At 73.6% G+C, this 12,442-nt stretch carries 14 protein-coding genes; 10 read left to right on the top strand and 4 right to left on the bottom strand.

Annotated elements, in window-relative coordinates:
* Positions 1 to 87 precede the first annotated feature (87 nt).
* A complete protein-coding gene (locus GA0115233_RS33055; RefSeq protein ID WP_093724018.1) occupies positions 88 to 738 on the top strand; it encodes a DedA family protein in 651 nt (216 codons plus the stop codon).
* Positions 739 to 760: 22 nt separating this feature from the next.
* Here GA0115233_RS33055 and GA0115233_RS33050 read toward each other — a convergent pair whose 3' ends face one another.
* Complete coding sequence (locus GA0115233_RS33050; RefSeq protein ID WP_093724017.1) at positions 761 to 1,276, bottom strand: gamma carbonic anhydrase family protein; 516 nt, start codon at positions 1,274 to 1,276, stop codon at positions 761 to 763.
* A 108-nt stretch (positions 1,277 to 1,384) separates the two neighbouring features.
* Here GA0115233_RS33050 and GA0115233_RS33045 point away from each other — a divergent pair, with 108 nt between their 5' ends.
* The 3 genes from GA0115233_RS33045 to GA0115233_RS33035 all read left to right on the top strand — a co-directional run bounded on the left by GA0115233_RS33045 (position 1,385) and on the right by GA0115233_RS33035 (position 3,418).
* A complete protein-coding gene (locus GA0115233_RS33045) occupies positions 1,385 to 2,149 on the top strand; it encodes an acyltransferase (RefSeq protein ID WP_093724039.1) in 765 nt (254 codons plus the stop codon).
* Positions 2,150 to 2,256: 107 nt separating this feature from the next.
* A complete protein-coding gene (locus GA0115233_RS33040; RefSeq protein ID WP_093724016.1) occupies positions 2,257 to 2,829 on the top strand; it encodes a helix-turn-helix domain-containing protein in 573 nt (190 codons plus the stop codon).
* 31 nt (positions 2,830 to 2,860) lie between these two features.
* Positions 2,861 to 3,418, top strand: a complete 558-nt coding sequence (locus tag GA0115233_RS33035; RefSeq protein WP_093724015.1) for a YbaK/EbsC family protein — start codon at positions 2,861 to 2,863, stop codon at positions 3,416 to 3,418.
* Between the two features lie 260 nt (positions 3,419 to 3,678).
* Here GA0115233_RS33035 and GA0115233_RS33030 read toward each other — a convergent pair whose 3' ends face one another.
* Entirely contained in the window at positions 3,679 to 4,692 is a 1,014-nt protein-coding gene (locus GA0115233_RS33030) for a cation diffusion facilitator family transporter (protein ID WP_093724014.1), read from the bottom strand.
* A 63-nt stretch (positions 4,693 to 4,755) separates the two neighbouring features.
* Between GA0115233_RS33030 and GA0115233_RS33025 the strand changes: the two genes are divergently transcribed.
* Positions 4,756 to 5,115, top strand: coding sequence for an ArsR/SmtB family transcription factor (locus GA0115233_RS33025; RefSeq protein WP_176712030.1), 360 nt, complete (start codon positions 4,756 to 4,758; stop codon positions 5,113 to 5,115).
* Positions 5,116 to 5,122: 7 nt separating this feature from the next.
* Here GA0115233_RS33025 and GA0115233_RS33020 read toward each other — a convergent pair whose 3' ends face one another.
* Both GA0115233_RS33020 and GA0115233_RS33015 read right to left on the bottom strand, forming a co-directional pair.
* Complete coding sequence (locus GA0115233_RS33020) at positions 5,123 to 6,337, bottom strand: 4-hydroxybenzoate 3-monooxygenase (RefSeq protein WP_093724012.1); 1,215 nt, start codon at positions 6,335 to 6,337, stop codon at positions 5,123 to 5,125.
* A gap of 58 nt (positions 6,338 to 6,395) precedes the next feature.
* Positions 6,396 to 6,803, bottom strand: a complete 408-nt coding sequence (locus GA0115233_RS33015; protein WP_093724011.1) for a CoA-binding protein — start codon at positions 6,801 to 6,803, stop codon at positions 6,396 to 6,398.
* 141 nt (positions 6,804 to 6,944) lie between these two features.
* Here GA0115233_RS33015 and GA0115233_RS33010 point away from each other — a divergent pair, with 141 nt between their 5' ends.
* The 5 genes from GA0115233_RS33010 to GA0115233_RS32990 form a co-directional block, all read left to right on the top strand.
* Positions 6,945 to 7,661 carry a hypothetical protein gene (locus GA0115233_RS33010; protein WP_093724010.1) on the top strand — a complete coding sequence of 239 codons (717 nt, stop codon included), beginning with the start codon at positions 6,945 to 6,947 and terminating at the stop codon, positions 7,659 to 7,661.
* Positions 7,658 to 8,200 carry a SixA phosphatase family protein gene (locus GA0115233_RS33005; RefSeq protein WP_093724009.1) on the top strand — a complete coding sequence of 181 codons (543 nt, stop codon included), beginning with the start codon at positions 7,658 to 7,660 and terminating at the stop codon, positions 8,198 to 8,200. The genes GA0115233_RS33010 and GA0115233_RS33005 overlap by 4 nt, the downstream gene beginning before the upstream one ends.
* A 24-nt stretch (positions 8,201 to 8,224) precedes the next feature.
* Complete coding sequence (locus GA0115233_RS33000; protein ID WP_093724008.1) at positions 8,225 to 8,851, top strand: YigZ family protein; 627 nt, start codon at positions 8,225 to 8,227, stop codon at positions 8,849 to 8,851.
* A gap of 122 nt (positions 8,852 to 8,973) precedes the next feature.
* Positions 8,974 to 10,137, top strand: a complete 1,164-nt coding sequence (locus GA0115233_RS32995) for an exonuclease SbcCD subunit D (RefSeq protein WP_093724007.1) — start codon at positions 8,974 to 8,976, stop codon at positions 10,135 to 10,137.
* Positions 10,134 to 12,442: AAA family ATPase (locus GA0115233_RS32990; protein WP_093724006.1), on the top strand; the 2,309-nt coding region annotated here is incomplete at its 3' end. The genes GA0115233_RS32995 and GA0115233_RS32990, both read left to right, overlap by 4 nt.

The following is a 12,442-nucleotide window of genomic DNA, read 5'->3' as shown; positions in this document are numbered from 1 at the left end:
GGATCACCGTGCCGGTAGGCTTCCCGGGCGCGCGCTCGTCCGCGAGGGTGCGCCCGGGAACGGCTCGGCACAGGGAGAGGAACGGCGTTGCACGTCCAGGAATGGCTCGAAACGGTGCCCCCGCTCGCCATCTATCTACTGGTGGGCCTGGTCATCGGACTGGAGAGCCTGGGCATCCCGCTGCCCGGCGAGATCATCCTGGTCTCCTCGGCGCTGCTGGCCTCGCAGCACGGTGACATCAACCCCGTGATCCTGGGCGCCTGCGCCACCGCGGGCGCCATCATCGGCGACTCGATCGGCTACGCCATCGGCCGCAAGGGAGGCCGACCCCTGCTGGCCTGGCTGGGCAAGAAGTTCCCGCGGCACTTCAGCGAGGCGCACATCGCGACCGCCGAGCGCTCCTTCCAGAAGTGGGGCATGTGGGCCGTCTTCTTCGGCCGCTTCGTCGCCCTCCTGCGCATCTTCGCCGGCCCCCTCGCGGGCGTCCTGCGCATGCCGTACTGGAAGTTCCTCACCGCCAACGTCCTCGGCGGCATCCTCTGGGCGGGCGGCACCACCGCGGTCATCTACTACGTCGGCGTCGTCGCCGAGTCCTGGCTCAAGCGCTTCTCCTGGCTGGGCCTGGTGGCCGCGGTACTGATCGGCCTGACATCGTTCCTGGTCCTCAAGCGCAAGGCCAAGAAGGCCCAGGCCCAGGCACAGCCGGGAGAGTCGGAGCTGGTGGGCGCGGCGGAGTGACACCCGCTCCAGAGAGTGGTGCTCAGGCCTTGTGGGCTTCCCGGTGGGCCTGGGCCAGGTCCGCGTAGAGGGTGCCGTTGAGGGTGAGGCCGGTGCGTTCCTCCTCGGAGAGTTCCCGCCTCACCTTTGCCGGGACGCCCGCGACCAGTGAGCCGGGCGGGACGACCATGCCCTGTGGGACGAGGGCCTGGGCGGCGACCAGGGAGCCCGCGCCGATGACCGCGCCGTTCAGCACCGTGGCGCCCATGCCGATGAGGCAGTCGTCCTCGACGGTCGCGCCGTGCACGACGGCGTTGTGACCGATGGAAACACGTTCCCCCACGGTGACCGGGAAGCCGGGGTCGGCGTGCAGGGTGCAGTTGTCCTGGACGTTGCTGCTCGCGCCCACGCTGATGCGCTCGACGTCGCCCCGCAGCACGGCGCCGTACCAGACGCTCGCGCCCGTCCGCAGCGTCACGTCGCCGATCACCGAGGCCGTGGGTGCCACGAACACGTCCTCGTCGACCTTCGGCTCCCGGCCGCCAATGCCCTTGATCATCGTTGCCTCCCGATCATGTGATACACGGCACCGTACGCCACCGCGTTGAGCCGAAGATCACAGGCCCGGGAGACCGTGGGGGCGGCGTGGGCTCAGTACGGTGACTGGGTGCCGAAGAGCAAGAACACGTTCTCGTCCTGGGGTCGCCGGGTGGCGCAGCGCGCTGTCCACGCGGGCTGGGCCTGGGTGCAGCGCACCGGCTCGGTGACCGCCGAGCGCCCCGGCCGTTTCCGCTTCGGCGCGATCGGCGAGCACACCCGGCTGGCGTTCCCGCTCGGCACCGTCTTCGGCGAGCCGTGGATCCATCTGGGCTCCCACTGCATCGTCGGCGAGCAGGTCACTCTGACCGCGGGACTCATGCCCGATCTGGACCTCGGCCCCGACCCCATCCTGCGGATCGGCGACGGCGTCGTCCTCGGCCGCGGCAGTCATGTCATCGCCGACACCACGGTGGCCATCGGCAGCGACTGCTACTTCGGCCCGTACGTCTACGTCACCTCCACCAACCACTCCTACGACGACCCGCACGAGCCGATCGGCAAGCAGTGGCCGCGGATGGAGCCGGTGGAGATCGGCCCCGGCTGCTGGATCGGCACCGGCGCGGTGATCCTGCCAGGCGCGCGGATCGGGCGGAACGTGGTCGTCGCGGCCGGGGCCGTGGTCCGCGGCACGGTACCCGACCACTCCGTGGTGGCCGGGGCGCCCGCCCGGGTCGTACGGCGCTGGACGCCCGCCGACGGCTGGCAGCCGCCGCTGAGGACGCCCGCCCCGGTGCCGATACCGGACGGGGTGACCTCGCAGCAGCTCGCGGCGCTCGCGGACCTGGACGAGGAGTCGGCGGCCCGGCTGGCGCAGCTGGACGCGGAGGGCTGAGGGCGGTCCGCGCAGTACAGTCTGGTGCACGATCATGTGCAACCCAGAGCAGTGCGGATTGTTGGACCCTTGAATTCAGAATGCTGGACCCCGGACCGAGGTGAACCGTGTCGGACCTCGACCTGCTGACCCAGTCACTGGCGCGCAACGTCAAGCGCTGGCGCACCGAGCGCGGTTTCACGCTGGACGCGCTCGCCGCCCGCGCGGGGGTCAGCCGAGGCATGCTGATCCAGATCGAGCAGGCCCGCACCAACCCCAGCCTCGGCACGGTCGTGAAGATCGGGGACGCGCTGGGCGTCAGCATCCCCACGCTGCTCGACTACGAACAAGGGCCGAAGGTACGGGTGGTGCCGGCCGACCAGGTGGTGCGGATGTGGCACACCGAGTCCGGCAGCTACAGCCGCCTCCTCGTCGGCACGGAGGCGCCGGGGCCGCTGGAGATGTGGAACTGGCGGCTGATGCCGGGCGAGTCCAGCGCCTCCGACCCGCACCCCGCCGGAACGGTCGAGCTCCTGCACGTCACGGCCGGTGAGCTGACGCTGACCGTCGACGGTGTCGAGCACCGGGTCCCGGCGGGCGCGAGCGCCTACTTCGAGGCGGGCGCGGCCCATCGCTACGGCAACGACGGCTCCGAACCGGTGGAGTTGGTACTGGTCGTCTCGGTACCGCCCGTGCGCTGAGCGCGTCGCACGCGCTTGCTACGGTGCGGCCATGCGCGCACCCATCGGAGATTTCGACCAGGCCATCCCCGCCCCCGACTGCCTCGACGAGCTGACCGCGCCCGTGGCCGATGCCATTCGCGGCTGGACCGGCAGCGTCCCCGCCGACCAGATCGTCTACGTCGAGACCGACCCCCAGTGGGCCGACACCGCCGTGTTCGTCCAGCACTACGGCCAGGACCTGCTCGACACCTCCGCCAACTGCGTGGTCGTCGCGGGCAAACGCGGTGGCGAGACCACGCTCGCGGCCTGCGTCGTGCTGTCCACCACCCGCGTCGACGTGAACGGCGCGGTCCGCCGCCAACTGGGGGCCCGCAAAGCGTCGTTCGCACCGATGGACGTGGCGACGGGGGAGACGGGGATGGAGTACGGGGGGATCACCCCGATCGGGCTGCCCGCGGGATGGCCGGTGCTGGTGGACTCCGCGGTCGTCGATCTGCCGTACGTGCTGGTGGGGAGCGGCCGTCGGCGGGGGAAGCTGCTGGTGCCGGGGAAGGCGTTCGCGGAACTGCCGGGGGCCGTGGTGCTGGAGGGGCTCGGAGTGGCCTGAGCCAGGCTGCGCCCATCGCGGGCAGGGCCCGGTGCGGGGCGGTTCACGTCGCTATCCGGTGGGCGGTGCCGTGTGCGGGTCCGCCGGGTGCTGGGGCGGGGCAGGCCGCTGGCGCCGCCGCGGCCGGGGTCCGCAGTGTTGTGCGGGTCGGTTTATGTCGCTGTTTGGCGGGCGTGCCGTGTGCGGGTCCGTCGGTGCCGGGCCGGGGCAGGCCGCTGGCGCTGGACGCGGGCGGTGTCCGGAGAGTGACGCGGGCCTGTTCACGTCCCCACGTGGTGGGCCAGTGCCTCGTGTGGGTCCGCCTCGCCGGGCGCCGGGGCCGGGTCCGCGTGGACCAGGGCCGCGGTGAGGCGGGGGACCGCGTGGAGCAGGGCGTGTTCGGCGGCCACGGCCACCGCGTGGGCCCGGCGCACCGTCGTTTCGCCGTCCACCACCACGGCCACCTCCGCGCGCAGGCGGTGGCCGATCCAGCGCAGGCGCAGTTCGCCCACACCGCGCACCCCGGGCACCTCCAGCAGCGCCTGTTCGGCCCGGTCCACCAGGGCGGGGTCCACGGCGTCCAGGACCCGACGGAACACCTCGCGTGCCGCGTCCCGCAGTACCAGGAGGATCGCCGCGGTGATCGCCAACCCCACGACCGGGTCGGCGAGTTGCCAGCCGAGTGCCGCGCCGCCCGCGCCCAGCAGGACCGCCAGGGACGTGAACCCGTCGGTGCGGGCGTGCAGTCCGTCGGCGACCAGCGCGGCCGAGCCGATCTCCCGGCCGATCCTGATCCGGTAGCGGGCCACCCACTCGTTGCCCGCGAAACCCACCAGCGCGGCCACGGCCACCGCCGGCACGTGCTCCACCGGGCGCGGGTCCAGGAGGCGGTCCACCGCCACCCAGCCCGCCAGGACCGCCGAGACCGCGATGGTCAGTACGATCACCAGCCCCGCGAGGTCCTCCGCGCGGCCGTATCCGTAGGTGAAGCGCCGGTTCGCCGCTCGGCGGCCGAGGACGAAGGCGATGCCGAGGGGGACGGCGGTCAGCGCGTCGGCGGTGTTGTGCGCCGTGTCCCCGAGCAGCGCCACCGAGCCGGACAGAACCACGACGACCGCCTGCAGAAGCGCGGTCGCGCCGAGCACCGCCAGCGAGACCCACAGTGCGCGCATGCCCCTGGCCGAGGACTCCAGGGCCGAGTCGACCTTGTCGGCGGTGTCGTGAGAGTGCGGTTTGAGGAGATGGGACAGGCGATGGCCGAGTGAGTGGTGGCGGTGGTGGTGCGGATGGCTCACGGGTCCGGTCCCCCTTTCGATGGCGAGGTGGACTTACCCCGTCCACGGCGCCATTATGTGCGTATGAGCGCACGCATGCACCTGTCATCTGCACACGATGCGCACCCGCGCACGCCCGGCGACGAACAGTTCGCCCTCGCCGCCGAGCTCCTCGCGCTCCTCGGCGACCGCACCCGGCTCACCCTGCTGCACGCGCTGACCGGGCAGGAGGCGGACGTCAGCACGCTCACGGAGGTGTGCGGGGCGGCCCGGCCCGCGGTCAGCCAGCATCTGGCACGGCTGCGGCTGGCCGGGCTGGTCAGTACGCGGAAGGAGGGCCGCCGGGTGATCTACGCACTGCGCGACGGCCACCTGCGGCGGCTGCTGGACGAGGCCCTGAACGTCGCCGACCACCGGCTCAGCGACCGGCCCCCGCACGACTGACGGGGCCCTACGCCCTGCCCAGGTACGACTCCGCGAAGGCCCGCGCCGCCGCCGGGGAGGCGAACAGGCGGCGCAGCCGGGCCTGGGTCGTGCCCGCGCGGTGCGGATCGCCCGAGGAGACGCCGTGGTACACCTCCGACAGCCACTGCGAGAACTCCTGGTAGTCCCAGACCCGGGCCAGGCTGGTCCGCGAATAGCCGTCCAGTCCGGTGGAGTCGCCCTTGGTGAGGAACGTGACCAGGGCATCGCCCAGCAGGAACGCGTCGTGCAGGGCCAGGTTCATGCCCTTGGCGGCGATCGGCGCGGTGAGATGGGCCGCGTCACCGGCGAGGAAGAGCCGCCCGTAGGACATGGGTTCCACCACGTAACTGTGCATGTCCAGCACGCGCTTCTCGATCAGCCGCCCCTCGGTCAGCCGGGGTGCGCCGGCCGCCCCGAGCCGTTCCTGGAGCTCCGCCCAGACCCTGTCCTGCGACCAGTTCTCCGGGTCGTCGCCCGGCGGGCACTCCAGGTAGTACCGGGTGACCTCGGGGCTGCGCGCCATGTGCCCGGCGAATCCGCGCGGGTGCATGCCGAACACCACACAGTCGTTGGACGGCGGCGCCTCGGCCAGCAGCGCCAGCCAGCCGATGCCGTAGTCGTACCGCGAGATCCGGGCGTATCCGGGCGGCAACGCGGCCCGGGACACCCCGCGCGCCCCGTCGCAGCCCGCGACGGCATCGGCGCGCACCACCTGCCGCAGCCCGGACCCGGGGTCGGTGTACGACACCGAGGGCCGCTCGGAGTCCAGGTCGTGCAGCTCCACGTCCCGCACCCCGAACCGGATCGCGCCGCCGCGCACATCGGCGTACTCCCGCACCAGGTCCGTCACCAGGAACTGCTGCGGATAGATGAAGTGGTGCTGACCCGTCAGCGACGCGTACTCGAAGCGGTGGCGCTCACCGGCGAAGCGGAACTCGCACTCGTGGTGCACCTGGCCGCGGGCGAGCAGGTTCTCCGCGAGGCCGCGCTGTTCGAGCCCGCGCACGGCCCACTCCTCCAGGACTCCCGCGCGGGGACGCTGCTCGATGAACGCGCGGCTCTCGGTCTCCAGGACCAGACAGTCGACCGACGCGGCCCGCAGGATGTTGCCGAGGGTGAGCCCGGCCGGACCGGCGCCGACGATGACCACCGGAAAGTGTTGCGGGGCAAGGGAGTTGTGGTGGGGGGAGGTCGAAGTCACCCGAGCATTATGGGACGTTCGGCCCGGACGGGAACCCCGCCGAACGCGCCGTCGTGCGTCACCGCAGCAGCGGTATCTCGATCGCCGGGCAGCGGTCCATCACCATGTCCAGGCCCGCGGCCCTGGTCCTCGCGTACGCGGCCTCGTCCAGCACGCCGAGCTGGAACCACACCGCCTTGGCGCCCTTCGCCACGGCCTCGTCGGCGACCTGGCCCGCCAGGTCACTGTTGACGAAGACATCGACGACGTCCACGTCGAACGGTATGTCCGCGAGGGAGGCGTACCCCTGCTCGCCGTGCACCGTCTCTGCCTTGGGGTGCACGGGCACCACACGCTTGCCGTAGCGCTGGAGCACCCGGGCGACGCCGTACGCCGCGCGCCGCTGGTTCGACGACAGCCCGACCACGGCCCAGGTGTCCCCGAGCTCGGTGAGGATCTTGCGGATCGTCGCTTCGTCGCCGTACACCGGGCCTCCTCGACCTCATGACTCGCCTCTGCTCCCGACAACGACCGGGAGTCGGCGGAGATTCCCGGGTCCGGCGCGCCCGGCTGTCCGGAAACCGCGCCGTGTGCTGCGCCCCGGCCCTCGCCCGCCTAGGCTCGGGGAGTGCTGCGCATCACCGACGCCCGGACGGGCAAGCCTGTGGACGCCGCGCCCGCCCGGCGCGGACTGACCCGCGTCGAGGCCCACGCGCCCGCCTTCGACACCGGCGCCCTGCGCGTACTGCTCTACGCCGATCTCCTCGTCCGCGCCCTGGAACTGGGCGGCACACCCGTCTGGGCGGTCCTGCGCGGCGAGCGCGACCGGCCCGAACTGCGCGCCGGGGCCGCCGCCCTCGGCATCCGCCCCCTGGAGGAAGGCGGCGAGGAACTCGGCGGGGTGCAGGTCATCCATGTCGTGGCCGAGGGAGGCGACACCCCGGACGGCGTCCGGCTCGCCGTCGCCCCCGTGCACACCGAGTCGCCGGCACCGCTCTCCGGCGCCGACCCCGTCGCCCTGCGCCTGGCCCTGTTCACCCCGCCCCGGGACACCCCGGTCCGGCTCGACACGGACGCCCTGGCCGAGGCCCACGACACCCTGGTCCGGCTGCGCCGCGCGGTCGCCGCGTGGGCCCGGCGCCCCTCGCGGCCCATCCCCGACGACCTGCGCGCGGAACTGCGCGAGGCCTGGGAGGACGACCTGGACGTACCGCGGGTCCTGCGCCTGCTGGAGCGGGTGGAGCAGGCAACCGACGTGCCGGACGGCGCCCGTTTCGAGACCTGCGCCTACGCCGACCGGCTGCTCGGCCTCGAACTCACCCGCGACCTGGGATCCCCGGCGTGATCGCCCGCGCGGGGACGGGTCCGCAGCGCCGCCTGGTCGTGCTGCGGCACGCCAAGTCCGCGTGGCCCGAAGGGGTCGCCGACCACCGCCGCCCGCTCGCCCCGCGCGGGCGCCGCGACGCGCCGGCGGCCGGACGTGAGCTGGCCGAGACCGGCCTGCTGCCCGACCTCGCGCTGTGCTCCACCGCCGTACGGGCCCGCCAGACCTGGGAGCTGGCCTCCGGCGAATGGGCCAGCCCGCCGCCCGTGCGCCACCTCCCGCAGCTGTACGCGGCCACCGTCGCCGACCTGCTCGACGTCGTGCACGGGACCTCCTCCGAGGTGGCCACCCTGCTGCTGATCGGGCACAACCCCGAACTTGAGCAACTGGTGGTCCGCCTCGCCGGGGACGCCCTCGACGACGCCCTGGAACGGCTCCGGGAGAAGTTCCCCACCTCGGCCATCGCCGTCCTCACCTGGCGCGGCACCGCCTGGAAGCAGCTCACCCCCGGCGCCGCCCTGCTCACCTGGTTCACCGTGCCGCGGGGCAAGAAGCACTGACGGGGCCTGGCATAGGCTGACGGAATGCAGGACGAGTACCGCACAGTGGCCCGCGCGGGCGTGCACGAGACCGAAGTGAACCGCTCCCGTTTCCTGTGCAGCCTCGCCCCGGCGGCCACCGAGCAGGAGGCCCAGGACTTCATCGCCGCCGTCCGCAAGGAACACGCGGACGCCACGCACAACTGCTGGGCCTACGTCATCGGCGCGGACGCCTCGGTCCAGAAGGCCAGCGACGACGGCGAACCCGGCGGCACCGCAGGAGTCCCCATGCTCCAGATGCTGCTGCGCCGCGACATGCGCTACGTCGTCGCCGTCGTCACCCGGTACTTCGGCGGCGTCAAGCTCGGCGCGGGCGGCCTCATCCGCGCGTACGGCGGCGCCGTCGGCGAGGCGCTCGACAACCAGGGCACCATCACCCGCCGCCGCTTCCGCCTGGCCACCGTCACCGTCGACCACCAGCGCGCCGGGAAGATCCAGAACGATCTGCGCGCCACCGGGCGCGAGGTGCGCGACGTGCACTACGGCGAGGCCGTCACCATCGAGATCGGGCTCCCCGACGCCGATGTCGGGGCCTTCCGCGCCTGGCTCGCCGACGCCACGGCCGGGACCGCCGAACTCACCCTGGGCGGGGAGGCGTACGGCGACGCCTGACACGAAGTCGGTTAAATCCATGAGTATGGGCGCATAACGGACGCTGCTCGATGCGGGCATGCCGGGCCGATACGGGAGTAACCGCCCGTGATGTCAGACCCGGCCGTTAGTCTTCGGGGATCATGAGGCTCCTGCACACTTCCGACTGGCACCTGGGCCGGGCGTTCCATCGCGTGAACATGCTCGGCGCCCAGGCCGAGTTCATCGGCCACCTCGTCACCACCGTGCGTGAGCGCGAGGTGGAGGCCGTGGTCGTGTCGGGAGACGTGTACGACAGGGCCGTGCCGCCGCTCGCCGCCGTCGAACTGTTCGACGACGCCCTGCACCGGCTCGCCGGTCTCGGCGTGCCCACCGTGATGATCTCCGGCAACCACGACTCCGCGCGGCGCCTGGGCGTCGGCGCCGGGCTCATCGACCGCGCGGGCATCCATCTGCGCACCGAGCCCTCGGCGTGCGGCACCCCGGTCGTGCTGGCCGACACCCACGGCGACGTGGCCTTCTACGGGCTGCCGTATCTCGAACCGGCCCTGGTGAAGGACGAGTTCGGGGTGGAGAAGGCCGGGCACGAGGCGGTGCTGGCGGCGGCCATGGAGCGGGTGCGCGCCGACCTCGCCGCCCGCGCGCCGGGCACCCGCTCCGTCGTCCTCGCCCACGCCTTCGTCACCGGCGGCGAGGCCAGCGACAGCGAGCGGGACATCACCGTCGGCGGGGTCGCCTCGGTACCGGCCGGGGTCTTCGACGGCGTCGACTACGTGGCCCTCGGGCATCTGCACGGCAGCCAGACCATCACCGACCGGGTGCGCTACTCCGGCTCCCCCCTGCCGTACTCCTTCTCCGAGGCCGACCACCGCAAGAGCATGTGGCTGATCGACCTCGACGCCCACGGCGCCGTCACCGCCGAGCGCGTCGACTGCCCCGTCCCGCGCCCGCTCGCCCGCATCCGCGGCCCGCTGGAGGACCTCCTCGCCGACCCGGACCTCGCCCGGCACCAGGAGTCCTGGGTCGAGGCCACCCTCACCGACCCGGTGCGCCCCGCCGAACCCATGGCCCGCCTCACCGAGCGCTTCCCGCACACCCTCAGCCTGGTCTTCGACCCCGACCGGGCCCCCGACGACCCCGACGTCTCCTACGCCCGCAGACTGGCCGGGCGCGACGACCAGCAGATCGCCGAGGACTTCGTCGCCCATGTACGCGGCGCCGGACCGGACGAGGACGAGCGCGGCGTCCTGCGGGACGCCTTCGACGCCGTCCGCGCGGACGCGGCGGTACGGGAGGTGGCCCGGTGAGGCTGCACCGACTCGACATCACCGCCTTCGGGCCCTTCGGCGGCGCCCAGAGCGTCGACTTCGACGAGCTGTCCGCGGCCGGGCTGTTCCTGCTGCACGGCCCCACCGGCGCCGGCAAGACCTCCGTCCTCGACGCCGTCTGCTACGCGCTGTACGGCTCGGTGCCCGGCGCCCGCCAGAACGGCCAGGGCATCGCGCTGCGCAGCGACCACGCCGCCCCCGGTACCCGGACCGAGGTCCGGCTCGAACTCACGGTCGGCGGTCGGCGGCTGGAGATCACCCGGCAGCCGCCCTGGGAGCGGGCCAAGCTGCGCGGCTCCGGCACGACGGTGGACAAGGCGCAGAGCCGGCTGCGCGAGTACGACTCCACCACCGGCGCCTGGAAGGACCTCAGCCGCTCCCACCAGGAGATCGGCGAGGAGATCACCCAGCTGATCGGGATGAGCCGGGAGCAGTTCTGCCAGGTCGTCCTGTTGCCCCAGGGCGACTTCGCGCGCTTCCTGCGCGCCGACGCCGAGGCACGCGGGCGGCTGCTGGGGCGGCTCTTCGACACCCAGCGCTTCGCCGACGTGGAGAAGCGCCTCGCGGAACGGCGTCGCGCGGCAGAGGCCGAGGTACGGGACGGCGACGCCGCCCTGCTCGCCGACGCCCACCGGATGCAGCAGGCCGCGGGCGGCGCCATGGAGCTGCCCGAGCTGACACCCGGCGAACCCGGCGTCGCCGAGGCCGTCCTCAGCGCCGCCGCCGTCGCCCGCAGCACCCTGCGCGAGCACCTGACCATCGCCCAGTGCCGCCTCGCCGCGGCCGAGTCCGGCCAGGCCGCCGCCGAGCGCGCCCTGGCCGACGTACGCGAAACCGCCCGGCTGCAGCGCCGGTTCGCCGAGGCACGGGAGCGGGCGGCGCTGCTGGAGGAACGGGCGGAAGCGCACCGGGAGGCGCAGGCGCGCATGGAGCGGGCCCGCAAGGCGGAGGCGGTGGCCCCCGCCCTGGAACTGCGGGACGCCGCCGACGCCGAGCACCGGCGGGCCTCCGCCGGCCGGGCACGCGCGCTGGCGCTGCTGCCGGACGCCTACGCCGACGCCGGTGCCGCCGGACTCGCCGCCGCCGCACGCCGGGCCGCCGAGGAACTGGGCGGCCTGGAGTCGGCCCGCCGCGCCGAACAGAGGCTCGCCGAACTCGCCGAGGAGCGCGACGTACTGGACCGCCAGGAGCGCGCCGACGAGGAGATCCTCCAGGAGGCCGAGGCCTGGCTCGGCGGCTGGGAGGCCACCCGCGCGCAGCTGCAGCGGCGGATCGACAGCGCCCAGGAGGCCGCCACCCGCGCCGAGCAGCTCTCCGTGCGGCGGGAACCCGCGGAACGGCGGCTCAGGGCGGCCCGGACACGGGACCGGCTGACCGAGGAGATGGCCTCGGCCGCCGACCGGGTCCACCGCGCGAAGGAAGAGACCCTCGCGGCCAAGGAACACTGGCTGGAGGTCAAGGAACGCCGCCTGAACGGCATCGCGGCCGAACTGGCCGCTCAGTTGACCGACGGCGAGCCGTGCGCGGTGTGCGGCGCCACCGAACATCCGGCGCCCGCGCGTAAGGACGCCGGGCACGTCGGCCGCGAGGCCGAGGAACGGGCCCACACCGCCTTCCAGCGGGCGGAGGCCCACCAGGCCGAACAGGAACGCGAGCTGGGCGCCGTACGCGAGGCGCTGGCCGCCGCCACCGCCGAGGCCGGTGACACGCCCACCGCGCAACTCGCGGACGAAATGGCCGAGTTGGAGCGGCAGTTCGCCGAGGCTCGCCGGGACGCCTCCGTACTGCACTCCGCGCGCGAGGAGTTGCGCCGCGCCGAGCAGGAGCACGAGCGGCGCGCCACGGCCCGTAGACAGGCCGAGGTCTCCGCCGCGGCACGGGTCGGCCACCGCGAGCGCCTGGAGCAGGAACGGGCCGCGCTGGAAAGCGAGTTGGCCGAGGCGCGCGGTGCCCTGGACAGCGTGGCCGCCCGCGCCGCCCAACTGGAGCGCCAGGTCGCCCTGCTCACCGACGCCGCCGACAGTGCCCGCGCCGCGGAGGACAGCGCCCGGCGCCTCAAGGACGCGGACGCGCGGCTGGCCGACGCCGCCTTCCGCGCCGGGTTCGAGACCCCGCAGGCCGCGGCCGGCGCCCTGCTCAGCGACGCCGAGCACCGGGAGCTGCAACGGCGCCTGGACGCCTGGCAGTCGGAGGAGGCCGCCGTACGCGCCATGCTCGCCGAGGCCGACGCGGCGGCCGCCGCCCAGCTTCCGCCCGCCGACCCGGAAGCGGCGGAGCAGGCCGC

This window comes from Streptomyces sp. DI166 (assembly GCF_900091315.1).
Classification (GTDB): Bacteria; Actinomycetota; Actinomycetes; order Streptomycetales; family Streptomycetaceae; genus Streptomyces; species Streptomyces fuscus.
The sequence above is the reverse complement of the archived record's forward strand: the minus strand, read 5'-3'. Positions and strand labels throughout refer to the sequence as shown.

What these genes read in the sequence shown, in the direction of transcription:
- GA0115233_RS33000 (WP_093724008.1), top strand. Translation starts at nt 8,225, where the DNA reads ATGCAGGACGAGTACCGCACAGTGGCCCGCGCGGGCGTGCACGAGACC.
- GA0115233_RS33050 (WP_093724017.1), bottom strand. Translation starts at nt 1,276, where the DNA reads ATGATCAAGGGCATTGGCGGCCGGGAGCCGAAGGTCGACGAGGACGTG.
- GA0115233_RS32995 (WP_093724007.1), top strand. Translation starts at nt 8,974, where the DNA reads ATGAGGCTCCTGCACACTTCCGACTGGCACCTGGGCCGGGCGTTCCAT.
- GA0115233_RS33035 (WP_093724015.1), top strand. Translation starts at nt 2,861, where the DNA reads ATGCGCGCACCCATCGGAGATTTCGACCAGGCCATCCCCGCCCCCGAC.
- GA0115233_RS33025 (WP_176712030.1), top strand. Translation starts at nt 4,756, where the DNA reads ATGAGCGCACGCATGCACCTGTCATCTGCACACGATGCGCACCCGCGC.